Below are 26,414 nucleotides of genomic sequence, written 5' to 3' on the forward strand. Positions count from 1 at the left end.
TTAGAGGAGTCTCTGGCATCCTGCCGGGAGCTTCGCTCCCTTTCGCGGGCTGGGCCCGCTCCCACAATTAGTACAGCGGCGCGTTCTTTTCGAGGTCGTTGAGCAGGCTCTGGAAGCGTTTGCGCTCGCGCTTGAAGCGGGCGCGCTGGTCGGCGTCGGCGGCGTCCGGGTCGGCGGGCCGGGCCTTGATCAGGTTGCGGGCCTGGTTGCGCAGCGCCTGGCGATCCCCCTCCGGGTATTCGGTGAGCACCTGCTGCAGCACCGGCTCCGCCTCCTTGGGGCCGTCGCAGGCGGCGATCTGTTCGGTCCAGTGTTGCAGGCGCTGCTGGCGCAGCGGGTTCTGCAGGGCCTCCACGGCGCTGACGATGGCGTCGCTGTCGGCGTCGTAGATCAGGCGGCCGATGAACAGCGCATGGCGCCGGCGGGCGTCCAGGTTGGTGATGCGGCGCGCTTCGTCGAGGGCTTTCTCGAGGCCGTCGGTGAGCGGCAGGCGGGCGCGCTGCTCCGGTTTCAGGCCCATCAGGGTCAAGCCCACTTCCTGGAGTGCCTGCATATCCTGCTTGCGGCGTGTTTTGCTGGCGGGGGTATCGTTATACTCGGTCATGATTCCAGGGAAGCAGCGCTTCCAATAATGCATTGAATGGAAAACGTATTTTATGTCCGAAAACGCCAGCGTGACAGCGAATCTCGGCCCGCAGCATCTGGGGGCCGCCCGCGACACCGTGGCACAGGTGCTGGAAGAGGCGAAACGCCAGGGCGCCAGCGCCGCCGAAGCCCAGCTGAGCCTGGCCCAGGGGTTGTCCGTGGACGTCCGTCTGGGCGAAGTGGAAACGGTGGAATTTCACCGCGACCGGGGCCTGGCGGTGACGGTGTTCTTCGGCCAGCGCAAGGGTCAGGCGTCCACCTCCGACGACAGCCCGCAGAGCCTGCGCGACGCGGTGGCCGCCGCCTGCGCCATCGCCCGTCACACCGAAGAGGACAAGTACGCCGGCATCGCCAGCCCCGAGCAGCTGGCCGACCGGATACCGGACCTGGACCTGTACCATCCCTGGGCGCTGAGCACCGAGCAGGCCATCGACGACGCCCTGCGCTGCGAAGCGGTGGCCCGCGACGACGAGCGCATCGTCAATTCCGAGGGCGCCTCGGTGTCCACCGGCAGCAGCCTGCGGGTGCTGGGCACCAGTGCCGGCTTCCTTCAGGGCTACGCCGGCACCATGCACTCGCGCAGTTGCGCGGTGGTGGCCGAGGACGACCAGGGCATGCAGCGCAATTTCTGGTACGACGCCGGCCGCCGCGCGGATTCGCTGGCCTCCGCCGAGCAGGTCGGTGAGCGGGCCCGCGAGCGCACGCTGGCGCGGCTGGGCGCGGAAATCCCCGACACCGCCGAATTGCCGGTGCTGCTGGCGCCGGAGATCGCCGCCGGCCTGCTTGGCCATTTTATCTCCGCGATCAGCGGCGGCAGCCTCTACCGGCGCGCCTCGTTTCTGCGCGACCGGCTCGGCGAGCGGCTGTTCCCGCAAGGCATCGATGTGCGCGAGCAACCGCTGCTGCCGGGCGCCAACGGCTCGGCGCCGTTCGACGGCGACGGTCTGGCGACGCGGGACCAGGCGTTCGTGGAAGACGGGGTGCTGCGCCGCTACGCGCTGGGCCTGTACGCCGCCCGCCGGCTCGACATGGCGCCCACCGGCAACGGCAGCGGCGTGCACAACCTGTCGATCTCGGATACCGGCGAGGATTTCGACGCCCTGGTGCGGCGCATCGACCGGGGCATTCTGGTCACCGAGGTGATGGGCCAGGGCGTTAATCTGGTCACCGGTGATTACTCCCGGGGCGCCTCGGGTTTCTGGATTGAGAACGGTGTCATACGCAAACCGCTTCAGGAGTTTACCATTGCCGGGAATCTGGGGGAGATGTTCGCCGGCATCCAGGGCAGTGGCACGGACGTGGACCGCCGCGGCAATATCGCGTGCGGCTCGCTGTTGCTGAGCCCGATGAAAATCGCCGGCGCCTGAGGTCGCCGGCGGCGTCACCCGCCATTTTTTCTATTGGTTGTTAATTCGTTTGAAACTCAGGGGAATATTCATGACGGAAGTGAATCCTTACCAAGGACCGGAAACCAACGTGACCAGCCCGCAAGGCGAGGGGACCTTTACGCTGGGCGGTCCGCACAAAGTCACCGTGGGCCAGGCGCTGGGCTGGCTCGGTGAGGGGATGAGAATGCTCAGTGGCCACTGGGGCGTGGTGATCGGCGCCCTGGTGCTGGTGATGGTGATCACCATGGGGCTGCAGTTGATCCCGTTCCTGGGGCCTCTGGCGCAGCCCTTTATCACCACCCTGCTGTACGCCGGGCTGGTGAAGCTGTTCCACCGTATCGCCACCGACGGGCGCTCCGATTTCGGCGATCTGTTCGCCGGCTTTTCCGAGCGCACCGGGCCGTTGCTGCTGCTGGCGCTGGTGCAGATCGGCGTCTACCTGGGCGCCTTGCTGGTGGTCGGCGGTCTGATGGCGATTTTCATGGGCGGCTCCATGTCGCTGCAGTCCATGGACCCGCAGGCGATGAGCAGCGGCATGGGTGTGATGATGGCGATCATGCTGCCGCTGTTCCTGATCGTGTTCACCCTGGTGATGTTCCTGTTCTACTTCGCCGTGCCGCTGATCATGCTGGGCGGCATGGGGCTGGGCGGCGCCATGGGGGTCAGCTTCCGCGCCTGCATGAAGAACCTGCTGCCGATGATCGTGTACGGCATCGTGGTGATGCTGATCATCATGGTGGCGGCCCTGCCGCTGCTGCTGGGCCTGCTGTTCGTGATGCCGATTCTGGCCGGCGCTTACTATGTGTCGTTCCGGCAGGTGCTTACCAGCCCCGCCGACGGTGCCGAACATGGAGCCGAATAACCCCTACCAGGGGCCACAAGCGGCGTTGCTGGAGACGCCGCGCCCCGGCGAGGCGACGGTGGGCCGCGCCCGCCGCCGTCCGGTGGGGCACGGCTGGCTGTGGTGGAAGCGGGCCTGGTCGCTGGTGGCCACCAACTGGGTGCTCTGGTGCCTGGCCGTGCTGGTGTTCTTCGCGGTGATTTTGGGCATCAGCCTGTTGAGCCTGTTCGTGCCGGTGTTGGGCAGCTTCGTGCCGACCCTGTTTTCGCCGGTGCTGGCGGCGGGGCTGTTCCATCTTGCCTGGCGGCGCTGGGGCGACGACGACTTCGAGTTCGGCGATCTGTTCGCCGGCTTTTCCAACCGCACCGGGGCGTTGTTTCTCGCCGGGCTGATGCAGCTGCTGCTGCAGATCGGCTTCACCGCGCTGATGGCGGCCCTGGTGTGGGTGGCGTTCGGCCCGGATATCGCCGCCTTCTTCAGCTCCGCCTTCGGCAACGCCCTGGAGCCGGTGCCGGAGATCAGCGCCGGTCTGGACGGCGCAAAGATGGCGCTCACCGGCTTGCTGGTGACGGCACTGTCGCTGCCCTATATGGCGCTGATCTGGTTCCAGGCGCCGCTGGTGTACTTCGGCGGGCGCAACGGCTTCCAGGCGCTGGGGGAAAGCCTGATCGCGGTGCTCAAGAACTGGGCGCCGATGCTCTGGTACAGCCTGGTGGTATTGCTGGTGATGCTGGCGGTGGGCGGCGCGCTCGCGCTGCTGTTCGTGCTGACCAGCACCCTGCTGGGCCCGGGTGTCTCCGGGGCGCTGGCCATGGTGCTGCTGAGCCTGCTGGCGCTGGTGCTGGGCCTGTTCCTGATGGCGGTGCTGACGGTGTCGGTGTACGCCTCGTTCCGGGATATCTTCGGCGCGGATGATGAGCCGGAAGCGACGCCCGAACTCGCTTAGACCACCAGGTTGGCGTAGAGCAGGGTGGCGAGACCGAGGAAGGCCATGAAGCCGACGATGTCGGTGACGGTGGTCAGCACCACCGACCCGGCCAGGGCCGGGTCGATGCCCATCCGTTTCATCACCATCGGGATCAGGGCGCCGGCGCCGGCGGCCACCACCAGGTTGAGGATCATGGCGCAGCCGATGATCACGCCCAGGCTCGGGTCGTCGAACCAGAGCGCGGCGGTGGCGCCGATCACCAGCGCCCAGAGCAGGCCGTTGAGCGCGCCCACCGCCAGTTCCTTGGTGAGCAGATAGCGGGTGTTGCCCGCCTGCACCTGTCCCAGCGCCATGGCGCGGATCACCAGGGTCAGGGTCTGGCTGCCGGCGATGCCGCCCATGCTGGCGACGATCGGCATCAGCACCGCCAGGGCCACCACTTTCTCCAGGGTATCCTCGAACAGGCTGATCACCGCCGAGGCGGCCAGGGCGGTGAGCAGGTTGATGCCCAGCCACAGCGCCCGGCGGCGCACCGTGTGCCAGACCGAGCCGAAGGTGTCTTCGTCCTCGTCCAGGCCGGCCATGCCCATCAGCGAGTGCTCGGCTTCTTCCATGATCACGTCGACCACGTCGTCAATGGTGATCCGGCCCACCAGCATGCCGTTGTCGTCCACCACCGGGGCGGTCACCAGGTCCAGCCGTTCGAACAGCTTGGCCACTTCGTGGGCGTCCTGGGTGGCGGGGATCGCTTCTACATCGGTGATCATCGCTTCGCGCACCGAGGTGCCGGGGTCGGATATCAGCACGCGGGTCAGCGGCAGCACGCCGACGAACTGGTTCTTGCGGTTGACCACCAGCAGGTTGTCGGTGGTCTTGGGGATATCGCCCAGGCGTCGCAGATAGCGCTGCACCACGCTGAAGGTGATCTCCGGGCGCACCGTGATCACGTCCGTGTTCATCAGGCCGCCGGCGGTGTCCTCCGGGTAGTTCATCACCTGTTCCAGGCGTTCCCGGTTCTGCGCGTCCAGGCCGGCCAGCACGCGGCTGGTGACCTGTTCCGGCAGTTCTTGAAGGAGGTCGGCCAGATCGTCGGTGTCGAGGTCCTCGATCAGCTCCACCAGCTCTTCGGTGGGCAGGTCGCGCAGCAGCTCCACGCGCACTTCCTCGCCGAGATACTGCAGCACCTCGGTTTCCTGCTCCTGGTTGAGCAGCTGCCAGAGGATTTCGCGTTCGCGGGGCGGGGAGGACTCGATCAGGTGCGCGGCTTCGGCGCCGGGCAGGTTGTTGAGCACCTGCCGCACTTCCGAAAAGGTGCCGCTGGCCAGGGCACGGTTGACCGTTTTCAGATTTCGGCGGTGGCGGGTTTGTTCTGCGGTCATGGTTCCCTCCTTAGGCGCGCCAGTTTACACCACCGCGCATTACCGGAGGATCAAAGCTTTAAAAAAGCGGCCTACTCGCCTTCGTCGAACTTGCGCTGGAACAGATCGGTGAGTTCGTCCATGGCCGGTTGTTCGTCCTCGCCGTCCACGCACACCCGCAGGGTGGTGCCTTTGGCGGCGCCCAGCGTGAGCAGCCCCATGATGCTCTTGGCGTCGATGCGGCGTTCTCCGTGAATCACCTGAATACTGCAGCTGTAGCGCGAAGCCACGCTGACCACCTTGGCGGCGGCGCGTGCGTGCAGGCCCAGCTTGTTGGTGATGGCCAGGTCCTGTTCAATCATCCATCCAGCTCCCGGTGGCGAACGTGCAAGGGCACGCCCTGGTTACGCAGCCGGTGGGCCAGCTGCTCGGTGATATAGACCGAACGGTGACGGCCGCCGGTGCAGCCCACGGCCACCGTCACATAGCTGCGGTCGTTGGCCGCGTAGGTGGGCAGCCAGCGGTTCAGAAAGTGGAAAATGTCTTCCAGCATCAGCTCGCTCTCCGGGTGCCCGCGCAGGAATTCGGCGATGCGCTCGTCGCGACCGGTCAGCGGCCGCAGCTCGTTGTGCCAGTGCGGGTTGGGCAGGGCGCGCACGTCGAACACCAGGTCGGCGTCGCGGGGCAGGCCGTTTTTATAGCCGAAGGATTCGATCAGCAGCGACAGATTGACGTCGCGGCGGGCCACCCTTTGCCGGATCAGGTTGCGCAGCGTGTGCACGTCCAGGCTGCTGGTGTCGATCACCAGATCGGCGAGCATGCGGATGTCGGCCAGCAGGTGCGCTTCGTACTCAATCGCGTCGGCCAGGGTGCGGTCGTCGTCGCTGAGCGGGTGGCGGCGGCGGGTGGCGCTGAAGCGCTCCAGCAGGGTGCCCGGGTCGGCGTCGAGGAAGATCACCTCGGTCTCCACCTGCTGGTTTTTCAGTGCCTTGATGATGCTTTTGAACGCCAGCAGCTGGCGGGGCAGGTTGCGCGCGTCCACGCCCACCGCCACCCGCTCGGGGGCGTGTTCCTCGGTGTCGAGCTGTTCCGTGAGGGTGGGCAACAGCCCCAGGGGCAGATTGTCCACGCAATAGTAACCGTGGTCCTCCAGGGCCTGCAGGGCGGTGGTTTTACCCGACCCGGAGCGGCCGCTGAGAATGGTGAGCTTCATAAGGGGGCAACCGGTAAGGGCTAGGACGCGAGGCGTAGTTCCGCTTCCGATTCCACCGCCACCTGGAACAACTGCTGGTTGCTGTGGGCCCGTCGCAGGTCGCTGCGGTAGTCATCGTCGTTGAACAGGCTGGCCAGGTGGCTGAGTGTCTTGAGGTGCTGTTCCGGGTTCTGCTCCGGCACCAGCAGCACGAACACCAGATCCACCGGGCGCCCGTCGACGGCGTCGAAGTCCACCGCGTCTTCCAGCTTCAACAGCAGGCCCACCGCGCCCTCGCAGTGGCCCAGCCGGCAGTGGGGAATGGCGATGCCCTCGCCGATGCCGGTGGACCCGAGTTTTTCCCGGGCCACCAGGGCGTCGAACACTTCCTGCTCGTTGAGGCCGCCGCAGCTGGCCGCGGCCAGCTGGGCGATCTGATCGAGCAACCGTTTTTTACTGGTGACCGACACGTCGTTATAGGTGCGGTCTTCGCTGAGCAATTCACGTACTCGCATAGGGTTAATGACCGTGTTTACGGTCCACCGTCTTCTCTTTGTGTTTGAGGATTTGCCGGTCCAGCTTGTTGGTCAGCGCATCAATGGCCGCGTACATGTCGTCCGCGTGGGCGGTGGCGAACACGTCGGCGCCGGAGATGTGGATGGTGGATTCGGCCTTGTGGGATTTGGGCTCCGGAGACAGGATCACCTGAATGCTGGTGATCTGATCGAAATGGCGCTCCAGTTTGGCGAACTTTTCGTCCACATAGTCACGCAGGGCGTCGGTGATATCCAGGTGGTGACCACTGATGTTTATTTGCATGGCTGGCTCCTATACCTCGTTAAGACCCATCCTCCGCGCGCCTACACCAAACGCTTGCGGGCGCTCGAGGACGGGATGCGCATCGCCTCGCGATATTTGGCGACCGTGCGGCGCGCCACCTTGATCCCCTGATCATTCAGCAAGCTCGCCAGCTTGTTGTCGCTGAGCGGCTTGCGAGGACTCTCGGCGGCGACCAGCTTCTTAATGATGGCACGAATGGCGGTGGAGGAACACTCACCGCCGCCGTCCGTGTCGACGTGACTTGAGAAGAAATATTTCAGCTCGAACACGCCCTTGGGCGTGAGCATGAATTTCTGGTTGGTGACCCGACTGATGGTGGACTCGTGCATGCCCACGGCCTCGGCGATGTCCGCCAGGACCAGCGGTTTCATCGCCTCTTCACCGTAGTTGAAGAAGTCCTGCTGCACCTCGACGATGCGGCTGGCCACTTTCAGCAGGGTGTCGTGGCGGCTTTGCAGGCTTTTCAGGAACCATTTGGCCTCCTGCATGCAGTTACGCAGGTACTGGCCGTCCTCGCCGCCGACCTGGCGGGCCATCTGGGCGTACTGGGCGTGGAGGTTGACGCGCGGCAGCACCGCCTCGTTGAGCGCCACCCGCCAGCCGCCCTTGTGGGCGCTGACCACCACGTCGGGGACTGCGTAATCGGCGCTCTCGCCGCCGATCTGCTGGCCCGGGGCCGGGTCCAGGCCGCGCAGCAGGGCCATGGCCGCGAGCAGGGCCTCCTCGGTGGCGCCCAGGGCGCGCCGCAGGCCGGCGTAATCGTGTTTTTCCAGCAGCGTCTGGTGCGCCAGCACCGCGCGGGCGTGGTCCAGATGCGGAGTGTCCTCGGGCAGCTGGGCCAGCTGCACGCCCAGGCACTCGGCCAGGTCGTGGCTGGCCACGCCGACCGGGTCAAACTGTTGCAGCCGGTGCAGCACCGCCACCACTTCATCGTCTTCCACCGGGTCGTCCGGGTCGGCGATTTCGTTATGGGCGGTGGTGACCAGGTCTTCCAGGGGCACGGTGACGAAGCCGCGCTCGTCCAGGGCTTCAATGATGATCTGCGCGATCACCCGGTCCCGGTCGCTCATCGGCGTCAGGTTGAGCTGCCACTCCATGTGGCTGATCAGGGTGTCCGGGTTGGCGTGGCGCTGCTGCCAGGCGTCGGCGTCCTCGCTTTCGCCGCCGGGGCTGCTCTGGCCCACGTAGAGGTCGTCCCAGTCGCTGTCGGTCTCCACCGGGCCGTCCACCAGGTCTTCCAGGGCGTCGCTGCGCTCCACGTCCAGGTCCGCGTCGGCGTCGTACTCGCCGTCATCGGCGCTGAAATCCTCGGCGCCTTCCTCAATTTCCAGCAGTGGGTTGGTCTCCACCGCCTGCTGGATCTCCAGGCGCAGGTCCAGCGTCGACAGCTGCAGCAGGCGGATTGCCTGCTGCAGCTGGGGCGTCATGGTCAGCTGCTGGCCGATTTGAAGCTGTAAGGAGGGTTTCATGCTGCGTGTCTGGTTGCTCGATCCCGAGGGTTGGAGCATAGCAGCATCAATCGAAATTAAGCAATAATCATGCCAGCTATTGTGTTGTCCGGCGGAAGGGTGTAGGGCGATGCGGCGGGAAGGCGTCCACTATATGCAAGGGTTTGGGCGGTGCGCAAGGCGCGGCGGCGCCCGCCGCCGCTTTTGTCGCCACTAGAGCCGGAAATCGGCGCCCAGGTAGACGTCGCGCACCTGCTGGTTGCCGAGAATGGTGTCGGCGTCGCCGTCGGCGATGATATGGCCGGTGCTGACGATATAGGCGGTGTCGCAGATATCCAGGGTCTCGCGGACGTTGTGGTCGGTGATCAGCACGCCGATGCCGCGGTCCTTGAGATGGCGGATGATGCTCTTGATGTCGTTCACGGAGATCGGGTCGACCCCGGCGAAGGGCTCATCGAGCAGAATAAAGTCCGGGTCCGTGGCCAGACCGCGGGCGATCTCCGCGCGCCGCCGCTCGCCGCCGGACAGGCTCATGCCCATGCTGTCGCGGATATGGTCGATGTGGAATTCCTGCAGCAGTTTCTCCAGCTGCTCCTTGCGCTCCGCCTTGCTGAGGCTCTTGCGCGTTTCCAGGATCGCCATGATGTTCTGCTCCACGGTGAGGCGGCGGAAGATGCTCGCCTCCTGGGGCAGGTAGCCGATGCCGCGTTTGGCCCGGCCGTGCATGGGCAGGTGGGTGATGTCGTTGCCGTTGATCTCGATGCGGCCGGCGTCGGCGGCCACCAGGCCCACGATCATATAGAAGCAGGTGGTCTTGCCGGCGCCGTTGGGGCCCAGCAGACCGACGATCTGGCCGGCTTCCACTTCCAGGGAGACGTCCTCGATGACGCGGGTGCTCTTGTAGCTCTTGGCCAGGTTATGGGCGCTCAGATGTGCCATCTCAGGGGGTCTCCGCATTGTCGGGTTGCGCGGCCGGGGCGTCCTGGGCCGGTTCGCCGTTGTCCTGCTCCTCCGGCTCGGCGTCCTCGCTGGCTTGCTCGGCGTTCTTGGCCGGGATCACCAGACGGACCCGCTTGTCGCCTTCGCTGCTGGCGTCCACGCGGCGCGAATCCAGGTTGTACTCCACCTTGGCGCCTTCGAAGGTGTTGCCCTGGTGGGTGACGCGGGCGTTGCCGGTGAGCACCAGGCTGCGCTGCGCCAGGTCGTAGACCAGCTTGTCGGCGCGGGCGTTCAATTCCTTGCCTTCCACCATGCGCACCGGCGACCCGGTGGCTTCCACCCGCATCAGTTCATTGTTCTCGGTGAACAGGCGGATCACATCCGCGTTCAGGCGCCGCTTGCCCTGGATCAGCTCGGCGTTGCCGCGATACACGCCGGTGCCGGCGCTCTGTTCGAAGGTGGCCTCATCGGCGCTCACCTCCACCGGGCCGGTGGGCTGCTGGGCGGCGGCGCCGGCGGTCAGCGCGGTCAACGCCAGAGCCAGCAGAGCCTTGCCCAGGGCGGACCTATTCCGTGCTGCCTGTGAATTCACTTACCACTCCTTGCTTGAGTGTCATTTCGCCGCTGGTCAGATCGCTTTCCATGGCGCCGGCGCGGGTGCGGCCGTCGCGGTGGCGCATGGCGAGCTCGCCGGGGGAGACCACGCGGTTAGTGTCGTTGTGGTACTGCAGTTCCTCGGTGTCCAGGGTGACGCCGTTGCTTTCGCTGCGCGCTTCCACCTGGTCCGTGAAGACAATCAGGTCACCGTTGTCGCGCACTTCACCACGGCGGGACTGGATCGTCCACAGGCCGTTGCTGTTGTCCATGCGCAACACCGGTTCAGTGAGGGTGGTGAGCGCGTCCCGTTCGTACTGCTCCAAGTGATCCGCCACCAGGCGGTACTGCACCCGGCCGTCCTCTTCGTCGTAGGCTTTGGCGACGATCCGGTCGGCGATGATCATCGGCGCGTTGAGAAACGCCTCGCGGTCCTCTTCCAGAGGGTTGTCCCACTCGTGCAGGGTCATCAGCACGATCAAGCCCAGCAGCAGGATGCCGGAGGCGCTAAGCAGGCCCTGCCGTTTCACGCGTCACCCCGGTGTTCGAGAAGGGCGTCGCAGATTTCGCGCACCGCGCCTTCGCCGCCTCGGGCGCGGGTCACGTGGTCGGCCGCCGCCCGCGCGCAGTCGTGGCCGCTGGACGGTGCGAAGGCGATCTGCGCCCACTGCAGGGCCGGCACGTCCGGTTCATCGTCGCCGGCGTAGCCGGTTTCGCGGGCGGTCACGCCCAGCGAGGCGGCCAGGTCGGCCAGCGCCACGCCCTTGTCCTCGCGGCCCTGGATCACGTGCTGAATGCCCAGCTCGGCGGCGCGGCGGGCCACCATGGGCGTGTCGCGGCCGGTGATCAGCGCCAGGGTGACGCCGCTGGCGGCCAGTTTCTTGAGGCCGTGACCGTCCAGGGTGTTGAACACCTTGAGCGCTTCGCCGTCGGGGCCGTAATAGAGGCGGCCGTCGGTGAGCACGCCGTCCACGTCGAAGGCCATCAGTTTCAGGTTGCGCGCGTCGGCGCTGGACACCAGCAAGGTCACTACATCACCCCCGCGCGCAGCAGGTCCTGGGTGTTGAGGGCGCCCACCGGGCGCTGGTCGGCGTCACACACCACCAGGCCGTTGATCTTGCGCGTCTCCATGATTTGCAGGGCCTCGGCGGCCAGGTGCCCGGGCGGCATGGTCACCGGGCGCGGCGACATCACGTCGGCGATGCCGGCCTGGCGGATATCCAGGCCCTTTTCCAGGGTGCGGCGCAAATCGCCGTCGGTGAAGATGCCGATCAGGCGGCCGTCGTCGTCCACCACGGTGGTCATGCCCAGGCCCTTGCGGGTCATTTCCAGCAGGGCGTCGGACAGGCTGGCGTCGCGGTTGACCCGGGGCAGGCGCTCTTCCGCGTGCATGATGTCGTCGACCTTGAGCAGCAGGCGCCGGCCCAGGCTGCCGCCCGGATGGCTGAGGGCGAAGTCCTCGGCGGTGAAGCCGCGCGCCTCGAGCAGGGCGATGGCAAGGGCGTCGCCCATGGCCAGCGCGGCGGTGGTGGAGGTGGTGGGCGCCAGGTTGTGCGGGCAGGCCTCTTCTTCCACGCCCACGTCGAGATGCACGTCGGAGAGCTGCGCCAGGGACGAAGAGGGGCGGCCGGTCATGCTGATCAGCACCGCGCCCTTGCGCTTGATCACCGGAATAATGGTGAGGATTTCGCCGGTTTCGCCGGAATTGGACAGCGCCAGCACCGCGTCCTCGGTGGTGATCATGCCCAGGTCCCCGTGGGACGCCTCGCCGGGGTGGACGAAGAACGACGGGGTGCCGGTGCTCGCCAGGGTGGCCGCCAGCTTGCTGCCGATATGGCCGCTTTTGCCCATGCCGGTCACGATCACCCGGCCCTTGCAGGCCAGCAGCAGCTCGCAGGCCTGCTCGAAGGTGTCGCTGACGCGCTCGCCGAGCGCGGCCACGGCGCGCGCTTCCACGTCCAGAACACGGCGGGCGGTGGCGATGTGGTTATGACTCATAATGATTCGTGTCTCCTCGCTGGCGGAGATTATACACTGGCCGAAGCGCCGCTGACTGCCCTTGGAACCCTTAAGCGTTCGGATGTTCCAATTGATTGTGGGAGCGGGCTGGGCCCGCTCGCACAAAAAGTGCTTCGTAGAGGCCTTGGCTGGACAGTTCGGAGTGAACGCCGTAAAAACTAGCATCCTCAGACACGACAGGGAGTGACGTATGATCTTCAAACAAGGCTTCGCGGCCACGCTGGCGCTGCTTATGCTGGTCTCGGCGGGCTTCGCCCAGGCCGCCCAGGACCCCCGCGATCTGGTCCAGGAGACCGTGGAGCGGATGACCAGCCGTATCGACGCCGAGCGCGAGCGGCTGGAAAAGGACGAAAGCTACGCCCGTGAGCTGGTCCGCGAGGAGCTGGTGCCGCTGGTGGATTTCAAGCGCATCACCCGCATGGTGATGGGCGAGCACTTCGACCAGGCCAGCCGGGACCAGAAGTACGAGTTCCTGGAAGTGTTCAAGAACAGCCTGATCAACACCTACGCCTCCGGCGTGACCCTTTACCAGGGCCAGGAGATCCGCGTGCTGCCGATGCGCGAGGAAGACCGCAAGGGCAACTACGCCCGGGTGCGGCTGGAAGGCACCACCAACGACGGCAAGGTGATTCCGGTGTTCTTCACCCTGTTCCAGTCCGATGACCAGTGGAAGGTGGTCAATGTGTACGTCAACGGCCTGGACCTGCGCGACGTGTACCGGGCCCAGTTCGCCCAGTCCATGCAGCAGCTCGGTGACCTGGACAAGGTGATCGACAGCTGGTCCGCGGAAAGCGCCGACCTGGAAGAGAAAGTGGACGTGGAGACCGGCAGCGGCGCCTGACCCCGCCGCCGGGCGGCCGGCCCCTGGATGGCCGGCCCCCGGAGCGCCGGCCGCCGGATGGCCGGCCCTCACAATGACAAGCCACCGCGCCCTCGCGTATCATTACCCGTTCATTGAAACGAGGAGTGATCATGAAATCGGAAGACGTGAAGGCGCTGGTGGAAGCCGGTTTCGAGGATGCCGATGTGGCCGTGGAAGGGGAAGGCGACCGCTTTCTGATCCGCGTGATATCCGATGCCTTCGAAGGCCTGATGCCGGTGAAGAAACAGCAGCTCGTGTACAGCTGCATCAACCCGCAGATCGCCGATAACTCCATTCATGCCGTCTCGATCAAGACCTTTACCCGTGCCGAATGGGAAAAAGCCCAGAAAATGGGCCTTGCCTGACCGTACCGTCTTTTCCGCGTAGGAAGCTCCATGGACAAATTGATCATCACTGGCGGTCGGCGTCTCGACGGCGAAATCCGCATTTCCGGTTCCAAGAACTCATCGCTGCCGATCCTGGCCGCCACCCTGCTGGCCGGGGAGCCGGTCACGGTGGGTAATCTGCCCCACCTGCAGGACGTGACTACCCTGATCGAGCTGCTCGGCCGCATGGGCGTGCACGTGGTGATCGACGACAAGCTCAACGTGGAGGTGAACCCCACCACCATCCAGGAGCTCACCGCGCCCTACGAGCTGGTTAAAACCATGCGCGCCTCGATCCTGGTGCTGGGGCCGATGGTGGCCCACTTCGGCGAGGCCTCGGTGTCGCTGCCCGGCGGTTGCGCGATCGGCTCGCGGCCGGTGGACATCCACCTGCGCGGCCTGGAGGCCATGGGCGCCGAGATCGTGGTGGCCAACGGCTACGTACACGCCAAATCCAACGGCCGCCTGAAGGGCGCGCGCATCGTGATGGACACGGTCACCGTGACCGGCACCGAAAACCTGCTGATGGCGGCGGCGCTGGCGGACGGCACCACGGTGCTGGAAAACGCCGCCCGCGAGCCGGAAGTGGTGGACCTGGCCAACTTCATCAACCGCATGGGCGGCAAGGTGAGCGGCGCCGGCACCGACACCATCACCGTGGAAGGCGTGCCCAAGCTGGGCGGCTGCCACCATGACGTGATCGCCGACCGCATCGAGACCGGCACCTATCTGATCGCCGCCGCCATCACCGGCGGCCGCATCAAGTGCAAGGACACCGACCCGAGCCTGCTCGACGCGGTGCTGCACAAGCTCAAGGAAGCCGGCGCCAAGATCGAGACCGGCGACAACTGGATCAGCCTGGACATGGAAGGCCGCCGGCCCAAGTCGGTGAACCTGCGCACCGCGCCGTACCCGGCCATGCCCACCGACATGCAGGCCCAGTTCACCGCCCTGAACACGGTGGCGGAAGGCACCGGCACCATTGTCGAGACGGTGTTCGAAAACCGTTTCATGCACGTGCAGGAAATGAACCGCATGGGCGCCGACATCGAAGTGCAGGGCAACACCGCCATCTGCCGCGGCGTGGCCAGCCTCACCGGCGCGCCGGTGATGGCCACCGACCTGCGCGCCTCGGCGTCGCTGGTGATCGCCGCCCTGGTCGCCGAGGGCGACACCACCGTGCAGCGTATCTACCATATCGACCGGGGGTACGAGTGCATCGAGGAAAAACTGCAATCGCTGGGCGCCGTGATTCGCCGCGTACCCGGCTGAAGCGTGGCGCCGATGGAAACCGACATGTCCGAAAAACCGCTGATTATCGCCCTCTCCAAGGGCCGCATACTTGACGAGACGCTGCCGCTGCTCAAGCACGCCGGTATCGAGCTGCTGGAGGACCCGTCCGCGTCCCGCAAGCTGATCTTCGACACCACCCGCGATGACGTGCAGATCATCATCATCCGCGCCACCGACGTGCCGCCCTACGTGCAGCACGGCGGCGCCGATATGGGCGTGGCCGGCAAGGACGTGCTGATGGAAAACGGCGCCGAAGGCATCTTCGAGCCGCTCGATCTGGAAATCGCCCGCTGCAAGCTGATGGTGGCCGCGCTCAAGGACGCGCCGCCGGTGAGCGGGCGCCTGCGGGTGGCCACCAAGTTCGTCAACGTGGCGCGCCAGTATTTCGCCCAGCAGGGCAAGCAGGCGGAGATCATCAAGCTCTACGGCGCCATGGAACTGGCGCCGCTGGTGGGGCTGGCGGACCGCATCGTGGACATCGTCGACACCGGCAACACGCTGCGCGCCAACGGCCTGGAGCCCACCGAAACCATCGCCGACGACATTTCCTCCCGGGTGGTGGTCAACCGGGCCAGCATGAAGACCCGTCACGCCGCGATTCAGGCGATTCTTGATAAACTCGAGCAAGCCGTGGAGCAACGCCGGGAAACAGCATGAAGACCAACCGTTTAAACGCCAACGACGCGGATTTCGTTCCCCGCCTGATGGCGCTCACCGCCTGGAGCGAAGAGCGCGACGAGGAAGTGGGTGAGCGGGTGCGCGGTATCCTGCGTGATGTGGCCGGCCGGGGCGACGCCGCGGTGGTGGAGTACACCAACCGCTTCGACCGCCGCGACGCCACTTCCATGGCGGATCTGACCGTGGAGCGGGCGCAGCTGGAAGCGGCTCTTGAGCGTCTGCCCGCCGAGCAGCGCCAGGCCCTGGAAGCGGCCGCCGAACGGGTCAGCGATTACCACGCCCGTCAGAAGCAGGATTCCTGGCACTACCGCGACGCCCACGGCACCCTGCTGGGCCAGCAGGTGACCCCGCTGGACCGCGCCGGCATCTACGTGCCCGGCGGCAAGGCCGCCTACCCCAGCTCGGTGCTGATGAACGCGCTGCCCGCCCGGGTCGCCGGCGTGGCCGAAATCGTCATGGTCAGCCCGGCGCCGGACGGCGAGCTCAACGACATGGTGCTGGCGGCGGCGGCGGTGGCCGGCGTGGAGCGTTTCTTCACCCTGGGCGGCGCCCAGGCGGTGGGGGCGCTGGCGTTCGGCACCGAGACAGTGCCGGCGGTGGACAAGATCGTCGGCCCCGGCAACATCTACGTGGCCGAGGCCAAGCGCCAAGTGTTCGGCAAGGTGGGCATCGACATGATCGCCGGCCCGTCGGAGATTCTGGTGGTCTGCGACGGCAAGACCGACCCGGACTGGATCGCCATGGACCTGTTCTCCCAGGCCGAGCACGACGAAGAGGCGCAATCCATCCTGGTCAGCCCGGACGCGGATTTCCTCGCCCGGGTGGAAGAGGCCATGGAGCGCCTGGTGCCGACCCTGGAGCGGGAAACCGTGATCCGCACCTCGATGGCCAACCGTGGCGCCCTGATTCAGGTGGACGACCTGGATCAGGCCATGGAGGTGGTCAACCGCGTCTGCCCGGAGCACCTGGAGCTGTCCCTGGACGACGCCGAGGTCTGGGCGAAGAAAGTGCGCCACGCCGGCGCCATCTTCCTGGGCCGTCACACCCCGGAGGCGCTCGGTGATTACTGCGCCGGGCCCAACCACGTGCTGCCCACCAGCGCCACCTCGCGGTTCTCGTCGCCGCTGGGCGTGTACGACTTCCAGAAGCGCAGCTCGTTGATCGGCTGCTCGCCGGAGGGCGCCAGCGAGCTGGGCAAAATCGCCTCGGTGCTGTCCCGCGCGGAGAGCCTCACCGCCCACGCCCGCAGCGCCGAGATGAGGATCAAGAAGCCGCTATGAGCCGATTCTGGAGCCCCTTCGTCCGCGACCTGGAGCCCTACGTGCCCGGCGAGCAGCCGAAAATGGCGCGGCTGGTGAAGCTCAACACCAACGAGCACCCGCTGGGCCCCTCGCCCAGGGTGATCGAGGCGATCCGTGCGGCCGCCGACGACCGCCTGCGCCTGTATCCGGACCCGGACGCCACCGAGCTCAAGGACGCCATCGCCGCCTACCACGGCGTCAGCCGCGCCCAGGTGTTCGTCGGCAACGGTTCCGATGAGGTGCTGGCGCACATCTTCTTTGGTCTGTTCAAGCAGGACCGGCCGCTGCTGTTCCCGGACATCACCTACAGCTTTTATAAGGTGTACTGCGGGCTCTACGACATTGATTACCGGCCGGTGCCGCTGGACGACGACCTGGCCATCGATCCGGCCGACTACACTGCCCCCAACGGCGGCATTATCTTCCCCAACCCGAACGCGCCCACCGGCCGGCTGCTGCCGCTGGACGCCATTGAAGCCGTGCTGGCCGCCAACCCTGAGTCGGTGGTGGTGATCGACGAAGCCTACGTGGATTTCGGCGGCGACACCGCCATCGCCCTGGTGGACCGCTACCCCAACCTGCTGGTCACCCAGACGCTCTCCAAATCGCGGTCACTGGCCGGCGTGCGCATCGGCTTCGCGGTGGGCCATCCTGAGTTGATCGACGGGCTGGAGCGGATCAAGAACAGCTTCAATTCCTACCCGCTGGACCGGCTGGCGATCGCCGCCGGCAAGGCCGCCTTCGAGGACGAAGACTTTTTCCAGCGCGGCCGCGAACTGGTGATCGAAGAGCGGGAAACCCTGCGCCGGGCGCTGGAAACGATGGGGTTCCAGGTGCTGCCCTCGGCGGCCAACTTCCTGTTCTGCCGCCACGCCACCCGCCCCGGCGCCGACCTGGCGGCGGCGCTGCGCGAGCGCGGCATCATCGTCCGCCACTTCGGCAAACCCGAGCGCATCCAGGACCACTTGCGGATAACGGTGGGGCGCCCCGATCAGAACCGCGAGCTCACCGAAGCCCTGGAAGAAATCCTGTAGGAGCGGGCCCTGCCCGCGAAAGGGAGCGAAGCTCCCGGCAGGATCCCAGAGACGCTGTTTGTGCCGCTGTTAGATAGGCCTCTGGTATCCCGCCGGGTGGCTATAAGCCACCCTTTCGCGGGCTAGGCCCGCTCCTACGATTATTCGTTTGCTGGTGGGCGCGTGCCGATGGTCACGTCCAGCTCCAGCTCCTGGGTATTGCGCCGCACGTTGAGGGTCAGCTTGGTGCCCGGCTCGGTGCCGGCGATGCGGTTCATCGCCTCGTAGCCGTCCTTCATGGTGTTGCCGTCGATGCCGATCAGCACATCGCCGGCTTGCAGGCCGGCGTCCTGGGCCGGGCTGCCGGACACCACCTCGGTGACCACGCCGCCGACCACGTCGTCCATGCCGAAGGTTTCCGCCAGGGTGGGGTTGATGTCCTGGACGGTGACGCCCAGGTAGCCGCGGATCACCCGGCCGTGTTCGATCAGGTCGGACATCACCTCGCTGGCGATCGACGCCGGGGTGGCGAAGCCGATGCCCTGCCAGTTGCCGTCCGAGGACAGAATGGCGGTGTTGATGCCGATCAGATGGCCACGGGTGTTGATCAGCGCGCCGCCGGAGTTGCCCCGGTTGATGGCCGCGTCGGTCTGGATGAAATTCTCGAAGGTGGCGATGCCCAGATGGGTGCGGCCGGTGGCGCTGACGATGCCCATGGACACGGTCTGGCCCACGCCCAGCGGGTTGCCGATGGCCAGCACCACGTCGCCGACGCTCACCGGCTGCGGGCCGTTCAGTTCGATTTGCGGCAGGTCTTCCAGGGCGATCTGCAGCAGCGCCAGGTCGGTTTCCGGGTCGGTGCCCACCACCCGCGCCGGGGCGTCCCGGCCGTCGCGCAGGGCCACCAGGATCTCATCGGCGTCGCGGATCACATGGTAGCTGGTCAGCACATAGCCTTCGGAGGACACCAGCACCCCGGAGCCCAGGCTGGCCAGGGCGCGTTCGCGGCGCGGGCGCTCCATGAAGCGGTTGAACAGCGGGTCGTCGCTGAGCTGCTCGCCGCCGCGGGTGACGATCTGCGTGGTGTAGACGTTGACCACCGCCGGCGCCGCCCGGGCCACCGCGTCGGCGTAGCTGTCCGCGCGGGGCGCGGTGGCAATCACCGGCGCGTCGGCGTCGCGCGCCCCCGGGCCGTGCTCGTACCACCACAGCACCGACAGGCCCACGGCCAGGCCGGCGACCACCGGCAACGCCAGAAATCGAAACAGTTTTAATAACGGGCCTGTTAACACTTATCCAAGCCTCCGCCCCCGCGAATCATGTAGACTGCGCGCAATAGTAGCAGGGAGACCTCCATGCTGAAACGCGATCATTTGCTGCGTGTGCTCGACGACGAGCTGCAGCCTCACCGATTCCGTGACTACAGCCCCAACGGGCTTCAGGTGGAAGGCCGCGAGCAGGTGCGGCGGCTGGTGACTGGTGTCACCGCCTGCCAGGCGCTGATCGACGCGGCCATCGTCGAAGAAGCGGACGCCATCTTCGTGCATCACGGCTACTTCTGGAAAAACGAGGACCAGCGCGTTCGTGGCATGAAAAAGCAGCGGCTGCAGAGCCTGTTGCGCCACGACATCAGCCTGTTCGCCTACCATCTGCCGCTGGATGCGCACCCGCAATTGGGCAACAATGCGCAACTCGCGCGTCGCCTGGGGCTGCGCGTCGAAGGCGGCATGGAAGCGGGCAACCCGCTCTCCATCGGCAACGTGGGGCGTCTGGACGACCCGATGAGCGCCCGCGATTTCGCCGTCCATGTGGAGTCGGTGCTGGGGCGCGAGGCGCTGCATATCGGCGACGGCGAGGACGAAATCGAAACCCTGGCCTGGTGCACCGGCGCCGCCCAGGGCTTTATCGAACAGGCCCAGGCGCTCGGCGTGGACGCCTACTTGAGCGGTGAGATTTCCGAGCCCACCACGCATTTCGCCCGTGAAACCGGCATTCATTATTTCGCCTGCGGCCACCACGCCACCGAGCGCTACGGGGTGCAGGCGGTGGGAGAGTGGCTCGCCAATGAGTACGGGCTGGAACATACCTTCATCGATATCGATAACCCGGTCTAGGGTGGCATCTCTTCGGCAGTACGGGAACGCATGAACATCACGGTGATTTACAACCCTACCGCCGGGGGCGGCAGGGAGCGGCGGCTGCGCCATTTCGTGCGCGCGCTGGAAGAGGGCGGCGGCAAGGTGCGGCTTTACCACACACGCGCGCCCGGCGACGCCACCCGTTATCTGCGCGGCCTGGCCGATCAGGGCGAGGTGGTGGTGGCGGCCGGGGGTGACGGCACCACCAACGACGTGATCAACGGCCTCAACCCGGGCGTGGCGCTGGCGCTGTTTCCGATCGGCACCGCCAATGTGCTGTCCCGGGAGTTGTCGATTCCGCGCCGCCCGGAAGCCGCCGCCAAGGTGGTGCTCGACGGCCGCACCCTGAACGTCACCCCGGCGCGGCTGAACGGCCGCCGCTTCATGGTGATGGCGGGCATCGGCTACGACGCCTGGGTGGTCGATCAGGTGGACCTGATTCTCAAGCGCCGGGTGGGCAAGCTCGCCTATGTGATCAGCATGATCCGCCAACTGTTTCGCTACGGCCAGGTGCAGTACCGGATCACCGTGGACGGCCGCCCGCTGGACTGCTTTTCCGCGGTGATCACCAATGGCCGCTACTACGGCGGCAGCTTCGTGCTCAGCCGCGAAGCGGGCCTGGCCAAGCGCAGCCTGCAGGTGTTGATGTTCCAGCGTCCGGGCCTGGGCTTCCTGCTGCGCTGCCTGGCGGCGCTGGTGGTGGGGCGCATGGAGCGGGTCGACGGTGTCGCTTCGCTGAGCGCCGAGAAGGTGACCGTCACCGCGCCCGGCCTGGAGCCGGTGCAGGCGGACGGCGACCCGGTCGGCTGGCTGCCCGCCGAGATCGAACTGGAGCCGGCGCCGGTCAAGTTGCGCGTGCCCTGGGCGTAACGCGCAGAGCTTGCGGCTATAAGCACCAAACCGAAAGTTCTTAGCAGCGGTGGAGGGCCCCGGACGCGGGCCGGTATAATCCGCCGCCATCACAGACACAACCGACCATCTAGGGAGTGAACATGTCGCAATTGGTGAAACCCCACGGCAGCGAGACGCTGAACATTCTGTTGCTGGAAGGCGCGGAACGGGAAAGCGCGCTGGCCGCCGCCGAGGCGTTGCCGAAAATCACCCTCAGTTCCCGCGAGCGCGGCGACCTGATCATGCTCGGCATCGGCGGTTTCACCCCGCTGGACGGGTTCATGGGCAAGGCCGACTGGCAGGGCGTGTGCGACAACATGGCACTGGCCAACGGCGTGTTCTGGCCGATCCCGATCACCCTGTCCACCGACCAGGCCACCGCCGACGGCCTGGCCGACGGCGCCGAAGTGGCGCTGGTGGATGACAACGGCGACATCATGGGCTCCATGGTGGTCAACGAGAAGTACACCATCGACAAGGCCCACGAGTGCCAGCAGGTGTTCAAGACCACGGACGAAGAGCACCCGGGCGTGAAAATGGTGCTCGCCCAGGGCGACGTCAACCTGGCCGGCCCGGTGAAGGTGTTCAGCCAGGGCGACTTCCCGGAGAAGTACGCCGGCATCTACATGACGCCCACCGAAACCCGCGCCATGTTCGAGCAGCGCGGCTGGAAAAGCGTCGCCGCCTTCCAGACCCGCAACCCCATGCACCGCTCCCACGAGCACCTGGCCAAGATCGCCATCGAAATCTGTGACGGCGTGATGGTGCACTCGCTGCTGGGCAACCTGAAGCCCGGTGACATCCCGGCGGAAGTGCGCCAGGACGCGATCAGCACCCTGGTCGAGCACTACTTCGTGGAGAACACCGTGGTGCAATCCGGCTACCCGCTGGACATGCGTTACGCCGGCCCCCGCGAGGCGCTGCTGCATGCGCTGTTCCGTCAGAACTACGGCTGCTCGCATCTGATCGTCGGCCGTGACCACGCCGGCGTGGGCGACTACTACGGCCCGTTCGACGCCCACCACATCTTCGACGAGATCCCCAACGACGCGCTGATCACCCAGCCGCTGAAGATCGACTGGACCTTCTGGTGCGACAAGTGCGGCACCATGGCCAGCATGCGCACCTGCCCGCACACCGCCGACGACCGCGTACTGGTCAGCGGCACCAAGCTGCGCAAGCTGCTCAGCGAAGGCGGCGACGTGCCGGACAACTTCAGCCGCCCGGAAGTGCTGGAAGTGCTGCGCAACTACTACCAGGGCCTGCAGGAACACGAAAAAGTGAAGGTGGAGCTGAAAGGCCACTCGGCCCGCTAAGCCCCGCGCTCTTCAGGCAAATAAAAAACCCGGCTTTGAGCCGGGTTTTTTATGCCTCCGCTGTGGGAGCGGAGAGTTGTGGGAGGGGGCCCCTGTGGGAGCGGGCCCCGCCCGCGAAAGGCCGGCAAAGCCGGCCGGCAGGATCCCAGAGCCCTCATTTTGACCCTTCTAAATCAGCGCGGCTTATCACTGTCATCATCATTGCCCACATCCGCGTAATCCCGCGGCGGCGCCACCACCGCGGCGGGCTCGTCCTCGTCCCGGCCCACCGGGCTGTAGGGCCCGTCGGCCTTCTTCTTGCCCAGGCCGAAGTCCTCGGACAGCGTGCCCTGGGCCTTGGGGGCGTAATCCAGCGGTTGCGAAGCCGGGGTGTCCGGCTCGAACGCTGCGTCCAGGTTCTTCGCCGCCGCCTTGCGCCGGCCCGCCTCGCTGCACAGACCGTGGGCGCCCTGGGACAGATGCTGATGCACCGCCCGGTAGGACTGGGTCAGGTCGTTGACCAGATCGGCGGTTTCCAGGAAGTGGCGGTCCACCTGGTCCCGGTAGTGATTAAGCGCGTTGCGGGCTTCATCACGCTCGCGAATCAGTTGGCTGCCCTGGCGCCGAGCGGGCAGCAGCCAGTATAAAACACCGGCGCCGGCCACCAGGCCGGCGAGGAAAGAGAGCAGGTGGGTTGTCAGCATATCCATGTCATACTCCTTAGCCAGCACATTGCAGCACAGTCCTAGTTGCCGCGCCAAGAAAAGCGGCCCGGAAATTGTATCGGGAGGAAACCATGAGTCGTGACCGGCTGGCCCTGGAGGGTCCGGAAGGCACCCTGGAAGCGGTGCTTGAAGGGGAAACGGAGAACCCTGCCATGATCGCCATCGTCTGCCACCCTCATCCCCAATTCGGCGGCACCATGGATAACAAAGTGGTGACCACCCTGATCCGCGCCGCCCGGGACGCGGGCGCCGCCGCCCTGCGCTTCAACTTCCGCGGCGTCGGTGAAAGCCAGGGCGCCTACAGCGACGGCATCGGCGAAGTGGAAGACCTGATCGCCGTGCACCGCTGGCTCAGCAAAAAGTACCCCGGCACCCCGCTGTGGCTGGCGGGCTTCTCGTTCGGCAGCTTCGTGGCGGCGCGCGGCGCCGAGGTGCTGGCCGCCAACGGCGAGGCCCCGGCGGCCCTGTTCCTGGTGGCCCCGCCAGTGCATCACTACGGCTTCGAGAGCATCGAGAAGGTGGGCTGCCCGGTGACCGTGGTACAGGGCGAGGACGACGAGGTGGTGCCCGCGGACAAAGTGTTCCGCTGGGCGGAAAGCACCGCGCTGGCCCCGGATCTGATCCGCTTCCCGGACAGCGGCCACTTCTTCCACGGCCAGCTGGTCAATCTCCGCGAGGTGGCCGCTTCGCGGCTCCCCTGAGCCGGCGCGTCCCGGGCCGTCTTGTCACCCGTGCCCGGGAACGCTACATTGACCCGCCGTTCATCATCCCGGGACATCATGACGCCTCTCGAGAAGTATCAGGCCGATCTGGCCCGCCCTGAATTCGTGCGCGACCCGGCCCAGGAAGAGGCGGTCCGCGCGCTCGATCATCTGTACCACCGCCTGCTTGAAGACCGGCCCGCCAAGGGGCTGCTGGCGCGCCTGCGCAAGAGCAAGCGTCAGCCCTTCAAGGGCCTGTACATGTGGGGCGGCGTGGGGCGCGGCAAAACCTACCTGATGGACGTATTCTTCGAGTGCCTGCCGTTCGAGGAAAAGCGGCGCATGCACTTCCACCGCTTCATGCAGAAAGTGCACCGCCAGCTGCGCGACCGGCAGGGCGAGAAAAACCCGCTCACCAGCATCGCCCGGGAATTCGCGGCCCGCTATCGGGTGCTCTGTTTCGACGAGTTCTTCGTCACCGACATCACCGACGCCATGATTCTCGGCACCCTGATGCAGACCCTGTTCGACCAGGGCGTCACCCTGGTGACCACCTCCAACATCGAGCCCGACGGCCTGTACAAGGACGGGCTGCAGCGCGCTCGTTTCCTGCCCGCCATCGAAGCGCTCAAGCTGCATACCCGGGTAATGAACGTGGACGGCGGCCACGACCACCGTCTACGCCTGCTGGAGCAGGCGGAGCTGTTCCACTGCCCGCTGGGCGCCGAGGCGGACCGTTTCATGGCCGAGCGTTTCGCCGCGCTGGCGCCGGGCCACGGCCGCCACCGCGACCAGGGCAACATTCTGGTGGAAGGGCGCAAGATCGCCACGGTGAAATCCACCGACGACGTGGTCTGGTTCGACTTCCGGGCGCTCTGCGACGGCCCGCGCAGCCAGAACGACTACATCGAAATCGCCCGTGAGTTTCACACCGTGCTGATCTCCGGCGTGGAACGCATGGGCGCCGGCAGCGACGACCGCGCGCGCCGCTTCATCAATCTGGTCGACGAATTCTATGACCGCGGCGTGAAGCTGGTGGTGGCCGCGGAGACCCCGATCGAGGACCTCTACGCCGGCGGCCGTCTGGAGTTCGAGTTCGAACGCACCCGTTCGCGCCTGCTGGAGATGCAATCGCAGGACTACCTAGCGCGAGAGCACCTGGCCTGAGCGTTTTGGTCATTGCCCCCGGTTCCCGGGGGCTAGACACTCTGTCTCCAGTTCGAGTCAACCGGAGAGCACAATGATCCCCCGTACCCTGTTCAGTTCCGACCACGAGACGTTCCGCGACACCGTCCGCAAGTTCCTGGAAAACGAAGCCGTCCCCCATCACGAAGAGTGGGAACAAACCGGCCAGGTGCCCAAGGCGCTCTGGCGCAAGGCCGGCGAGCAGGGTTTCCTGTGCCCCATGGTGAGCGAAGAGTACGGCGGCATCGGTGCCGACTTCCTCTACAGCGTGGTGGTCAGCGAGGAAATCTCCCGCGCCGGCCTGACCGGCATCGGCTGGGGCCTGCACACCGAAATCGTGGCGCCCTATATCGAGCATTACGGTTCCGAGGAAATGAAGCAGCGCCTGCTGCCGAAGATGGTCAGCGGCGAGCTGATCGGCGCCATCGCCATGAGCGAACCGGGCGCCGGCTCCGACCTGCAGGGCGTCAAGACCAACGCCGTGAAGGACGGTGACCACTACATCCTCAACGGCTCCAAGACCTTCATCACCAACGGCCAGAACGCCGACATCGTGATCGTGGTGGCCAAGACCGACCCCAGCAAAGGCGCCAAGGGCACCAGCCTGTTGATCGTCGAAGAGGGCATGGAAGGCTTCCAGAAAGGCAAGAACCTGAAGAAAGTGGGCATGAAGGCCCAGGATACTTCGGAGTTGTTCTTCCAGGACGTGAAAGTGCCGGCGGAAAACCTGATCGGCGACGAAGGCATGGGCTTCATCTATCTGATGCAGGAACTGCCCCAGGAACGCCTCGGCATCGCCATCAACGGCCTGGCCATGGCGGAAAGCGCCTTTGAGCACACCCTGGACTACGTCAAAGAGCGCAAGGCGTTCGGCCAGCGCGTCGCCGATTTCCAGAACACCCAGTTCAAGCTCGCCGAGCTGCGCACCAAGCTCGACGTGGCCCGCGCCTACGTGGACCGCTGCCTGGAGATGCACCTCAAGAAAGAGCTGGACATCCCCACCGCCGCCGGCGCCAAGTACTGGGTCACCGACCTGCAGTGCGAGATCATCGACGAGTGCCTGCAGCTGCACGGCGGCTACGGCTATATGTGGGAGTACCCGATCGCCCGCATGTACGCCGACGCCCGTGTACAGCGTATTTACGGCGGCACCAATGAAATCATGAAAACCATCATCGCCCGCGCCCTGCTGGCCGGTTGATGCCGCGCCGCCCACGGCCCCGCCCCGGGGCCGTGGGCGGCACCGCCTTCCCAAAAAGGCGACCGACCGGTCGCCTTTATTTGATCAAAAACCACCAGTTTTACATTCCCCGCCTTCTCCCTACCGGGGTGCGAGTTTATTCTTACGCCACCGGTGTAAAACCCGGTAATTTTATGGTGCCCCGCGCCAGCGGAATGACGGGGCAGGGCACCGTTTTAGGCTCGATTTGATGGAGAACATTATGAAAATAAGAGGCGCATTGATCGCCGGTTCCGTGCTGTCACTGGCATCCGGTACCGCCGCCGCTTCAGGTTTTGGCGTGTCTTATCAGTCCGTATCCGCCATGGGCACCGCCTATGCCGGCTCCGCCGTACTCAGCGAGGACGCCACCAACCAATGGTACAACCCCGCCACCCTGGCCGGCCTGAACACCGCCGAGGTGTCCATCGCTGCCCACCAGGTGTGGATCGACACCACCTTTGAAGCCAACGGCGCCTCCGGCCCCGGTGATTTCGAAGACGTGGAGCCGTTCGTCGGCAGCGCCTTCCTGGCC

General features: G+C 66.0%; 30 protein-coding genes. 16 read left to right on the forward strand and 14 right to left on the reverse strand.

Annotation, left to right across the window (positions count from 1 at the left end; translation table 11 throughout):
• Window positions 1-67: 67 nt before the first annotated feature.
• Window positions 68-604: a ribosome biogenesis factor YjgA gene (gene yjgA, locus ACEQZD_RS12755; protein ID WP_214012208.1), complete on the reverse strand. Its 537-nt coding sequence runs from the start codon at window positions 602-604 to the stop codon at window positions 68-70.
• A 52-nt stretch (window positions 605-656) separates the two neighbouring features.
• Here yjgA and pmbA point away from each other — a divergent pair, with 52 nt between their 5' ends.
• The 3 genes from pmbA to ACEQZD_RS12770 all read left to right on the forward strand — a co-directional run bounded on the left by pmbA (window position 657) and on the right by ACEQZD_RS12770 (window position 3,820).
• Window positions 657-2,012 (forward strand): metalloprotease PmbA, encoded by a 1,356-nt coding sequence (pmbA, locus tag ACEQZD_RS12760; protein ID WP_214012207.1) that lies wholly within the window; start codon window positions 657-659, stop codon window positions 2,010-2,012.
• 70 nt (window positions 2,013-2,082) lie between these two features.
• The gene (locus ACEQZD_RS12765) at window positions 2,083-2,895 is read left to right on the forward strand and encodes a BPSS1780 family membrane protein (protein ID WP_370185959.1); all 813 of its coding nucleotides are present in this window, start codon (window positions 2,083-2,085) and stop codon (window positions 2,893-2,895) included.
• On the forward strand, window positions 2,882-3,820 hold the full coding sequence (locus tag ACEQZD_RS12770) for a BPSS1780 family membrane protein (RefSeq protein ID WP_370185961.1): 939 nt from the start codon (window positions 2,882-2,884) through the stop codon (window positions 3,818-3,820). The genes ACEQZD_RS12765 and ACEQZD_RS12770 overlap by 14 nt, the downstream gene beginning before the upstream one ends.
• Here the strand turns inward: ACEQZD_RS12770 and mgtE are convergent.
• The 11 genes from mgtE to ACEQZD_RS12825 form a co-directional block, all read right to left on the reverse strand.
• Entirely contained in the window at window positions 3,817-5,181 is a 1,365-nt protein-coding gene (gene mgtE / locus ACEQZD_RS12775; RefSeq protein WP_194855057.1) for a magnesium transporter, read from the reverse strand. The two genes, ACEQZD_RS12770 and mgtE, sit on opposite strands and share 4 nt — an antisense overlap.
• A 71-nt stretch (window positions 5,182-5,252) precedes the next feature.
• Window positions 5,253-5,522 carry an HPr family phosphocarrier protein gene (locus tag ACEQZD_RS12780; RefSeq protein WP_067610995.1) on the reverse strand — a complete coding sequence of 90 codons (270 nt, stop codon included), beginning with the start codon at window positions 5,520-5,522 and terminating at the stop codon, window positions 5,253-5,255.
• Window positions 5,519-6,373, reverse strand: a complete 855-nt coding sequence (gene rapZ, locus ACEQZD_RS12785; protein ID WP_142948924.1) for an RNase adapter RapZ — start codon at window positions 6,371-6,373, stop codon at window positions 5,519-5,521. Before rapZ ends, ACEQZD_RS12780 begins: the two co-directional genes overlap by 4 nt.
• 20 nt (window positions 6,374-6,393) lie before the next feature.
• The gene (gene ptsN, locus ACEQZD_RS12790; RefSeq protein ID WP_142948922.1) at window positions 6,394-6,867 is read right to left on the reverse strand and encodes a PTS IIA-like nitrogen regulatory protein PtsN; all 474 of its coding nucleotides are present in this window, start codon (window positions 6,865-6,867) and stop codon (window positions 6,394-6,396) included.
• A 4-nt stretch (window positions 6,868-6,871) separates the two neighbouring features.
• Window positions 6,872-7,171, reverse strand: coding sequence for a ribosome hibernation-promoting factor, HPF/YfiA family (gene hpf / locus ACEQZD_RS12795; RefSeq protein ID WP_142948920.1), 300 nt, complete (start codon window positions 7,169-7,171; stop codon window positions 6,872-6,874).
• A 41-nt stretch (window positions 7,172-7,212) separates the two neighbouring features.
• Window positions 7,213-8,661, reverse strand: a complete 1,449-nt coding sequence (locus ACEQZD_RS12800) for an RNA polymerase factor sigma-54 (RefSeq protein ID WP_335629039.1) — start codon at window positions 8,659-8,661, stop codon at window positions 7,213-7,215.
• 192 nt (window positions 8,662-8,853) lie between these two features.
• Window positions 8,854-9,579, reverse strand: a complete 726-nt coding sequence (gene lptB, locus ACEQZD_RS12805) for an LPS export ABC transporter ATP-binding protein (RefSeq protein ID WP_142948916.1) — start codon at window positions 9,577-9,579, stop codon at window positions 8,854-8,856.
• Window position 9,580: 1 nt separating this feature from the next.
• Window positions 9,581-10,171, reverse strand: coding sequence for a lipopolysaccharide transport periplasmic protein LptA (gene lptA, locus ACEQZD_RS12810; RefSeq protein WP_255442455.1), 591 nt, complete (start codon window positions 10,169-10,171; stop codon window positions 9,581-9,583).
• Window positions 10,146-10,703 carry an LPS export ABC transporter periplasmic protein LptC gene (gene lptC, locus ACEQZD_RS12815; RefSeq protein WP_194855059.1) on the reverse strand — a complete coding sequence of 186 codons (558 nt, stop codon included), beginning with the start codon at window positions 10,701-10,703 and terminating at the stop codon, window positions 10,146-10,148. Before lptC ends, lptA begins: the two co-directional genes overlap by 26 nt.
• A complete protein-coding gene (locus ACEQZD_RS12820; protein ID WP_142949022.1) occupies window positions 10,700-11,158 on the reverse strand; it encodes an HAD family hydrolase in 459 nt (152 codons plus the stop codon). Before ACEQZD_RS12820 ends, lptC begins: the two co-directional genes overlap by 4 nt.
• A gap of 44 nt (window positions 11,159-11,202) precedes the next feature.
• Window positions 11,203-12,171, reverse strand: a complete 969-nt coding sequence (locus tag ACEQZD_RS12825) for a KpsF/GutQ family sugar-phosphate isomerase (protein WP_194855060.1) — start codon at window positions 12,169-12,171, stop codon at window positions 11,203-11,205.
• Window positions 12,172-12,382: 211 nt separating this feature from the next.
• On the opposite strand from ACEQZD_RS12825, the gene ACEQZD_RS12830 reads away from it, so the two are divergent.
• The 6 genes from ACEQZD_RS12830 to hisC all read left to right on the forward strand — a co-directional run bounded on the left by ACEQZD_RS12830 (window position 12,383) and on the right by hisC (window position 17,746).
• Entirely contained in the window at window positions 12,383-13,033 is a 651-nt protein-coding gene (locus ACEQZD_RS12830; RefSeq protein ID WP_194855061.1) for a phospholipid-binding protein MlaC, read from the forward strand.
• Window positions 13,034-13,164: 131 nt separating this feature from the next.
• Window positions 13,165-13,419, forward strand: a complete 255-nt coding sequence (locus tag ACEQZD_RS12835; protein WP_067605985.1) for a BolA family protein — start codon at window positions 13,165-13,167, stop codon at window positions 13,417-13,419.
• Window positions 13,420-13,449: 30 nt separating this feature from the next.
• Window positions 13,450-14,712, forward strand: coding sequence for a UDP-N-acetylglucosamine 1-carboxyvinyltransferase (murA, locus tag ACEQZD_RS12840; protein ID WP_194855062.1), 1,263 nt, complete (start codon window positions 13,450-13,452; stop codon window positions 14,710-14,712).
• Between the two features lie 24 nt (window positions 14,713-14,736).
• Complete coding sequence (gene hisG / locus ACEQZD_RS12845) at window positions 14,737-15,390, forward strand: ATP phosphoribosyltransferase (RefSeq protein ID WP_142948909.1); 654 nt, start codon at window positions 14,737-14,739, stop codon at window positions 15,388-15,390.
• On the forward strand, window positions 15,387-16,691 hold the full coding sequence (hisD, locus tag ACEQZD_RS12850) for a histidinol dehydrogenase (protein WP_335629040.1): 1,305 nt from the start codon (window positions 15,387-15,389) through the stop codon (window positions 16,689-16,691). Before hisG ends, hisD begins: the two co-directional genes overlap by 4 nt.
• Window positions 16,688-17,746, forward strand: coding sequence for a histidinol-phosphate transaminase (gene hisC / locus ACEQZD_RS12855; RefSeq protein ID WP_370185967.1), 1,059 nt, complete (start codon window positions 16,688-16,690; stop codon window positions 17,744-17,746). Before hisD ends, hisC begins: the two co-directional genes overlap by 4 nt.
• Before the next feature lie 140 nt (window positions 17,747-17,886).
• Here hisC and ACEQZD_RS12860 read toward each other — a convergent pair whose 3' ends face one another.
• Window positions 17,887-19,017 carry a S1C family serine protease gene (locus ACEQZD_RS12860; protein ID WP_370185969.1) on the reverse strand — a complete coding sequence of 377 codons (1,131 nt, stop codon included), beginning with the start codon at window positions 19,015-19,017 and terminating at the stop codon, window positions 17,887-17,889.
• A 63-nt stretch (window positions 19,018-19,080) separates the two neighbouring features.
• Between ACEQZD_RS12860 and ACEQZD_RS12865 the strand changes: the two genes are divergently transcribed.
• From ACEQZD_RS12865 to sat, 3 genes are all read left to right on the forward strand, one after another.
• A complete protein-coding gene (locus tag ACEQZD_RS12865) occupies window positions 19,081-19,839 on the forward strand; it encodes a Nif3-like dinuclear metal center hexameric protein (protein WP_323745326.1) in 759 nt (252 codons plus the stop codon).
• A 30-nt stretch (window positions 19,840-19,869) separates the two neighbouring features.
• On the forward strand, window positions 19,870-20,733 hold the full coding sequence (locus tag ACEQZD_RS12870; RefSeq protein WP_194855066.1) for a diacylglycerol kinase family protein: 864 nt from the start codon (window positions 19,870-19,872) through the stop codon (window positions 20,731-20,733).
• Between the two features lie 122 nt (window positions 20,734-20,855).
• Window positions 20,856-22,070: a sulfate adenylyltransferase gene (gene sat, locus ACEQZD_RS12875; protein WP_370185971.1), complete on the forward strand. Its 1,215-nt coding sequence runs from the start codon at window positions 20,856-20,858 to the stop codon at window positions 22,068-22,070.
• 173 nt (window positions 22,071-22,243) lie between these two features.
• Here sat and ACEQZD_RS12880 read toward each other — a convergent pair whose 3' ends face one another.
• Entirely contained in the window at window positions 22,244-22,759 is a 516-nt protein-coding gene (locus ACEQZD_RS12880) for a YhcB family protein (protein WP_335629044.1), read from the reverse strand.
• Between the two features lie 86 nt (window positions 22,760-22,845).
• On the opposite strand from ACEQZD_RS12880, the gene ACEQZD_RS12885 reads away from it, so the two are divergent.
• The 4 genes from ACEQZD_RS12885 to ACEQZD_RS12900 form a co-directional block, all read left to right on the forward strand.
• Window positions 22,846-23,475, forward strand: coding sequence for an alpha/beta fold hydrolase (locus tag ACEQZD_RS12885; protein ID WP_335629045.1), 630 nt, complete (start codon window positions 22,846-22,848; stop codon window positions 23,473-23,475).
• 78 nt (window positions 23,476-23,553) lie between these two features.
• Window positions 23,554-24,642: a cell division protein ZapE gene (gene zapE / locus ACEQZD_RS12890; RefSeq protein WP_370185974.1), complete on the forward strand. Its 1,089-nt coding sequence runs from the start codon at window positions 23,554-23,556 to the stop codon at window positions 24,640-24,642.
• Window positions 24,643-24,715: 73 nt separating this feature from the next.
• Entirely contained in the window at window positions 24,716-25,861 is a 1,146-nt protein-coding gene (locus ACEQZD_RS12895) for an acyl-CoA dehydrogenase family protein (protein WP_142948896.1), read from the forward strand.
• A gap of 241 nt (window positions 25,862-26,102) precedes the next feature.
• On the forward strand, window positions 26,103-26,414 hold a 312-nt coding region (locus ACEQZD_RS12900; RefSeq protein WP_370185976.1), incomplete at its 3' end, for an outer membrane protein transport protein.

Source organism: Alloalcanivorax sp. (genome assembly GCF_964221125.1).
In the GTDB taxonomy this organism is placed as follows: domain Bacteria; phylum Pseudomonadota; class Gammaproteobacteria; order Pseudomonadales; family Alcanivoracaceae; genus Alloalcanivorax; species Alloalcanivorax venustensis.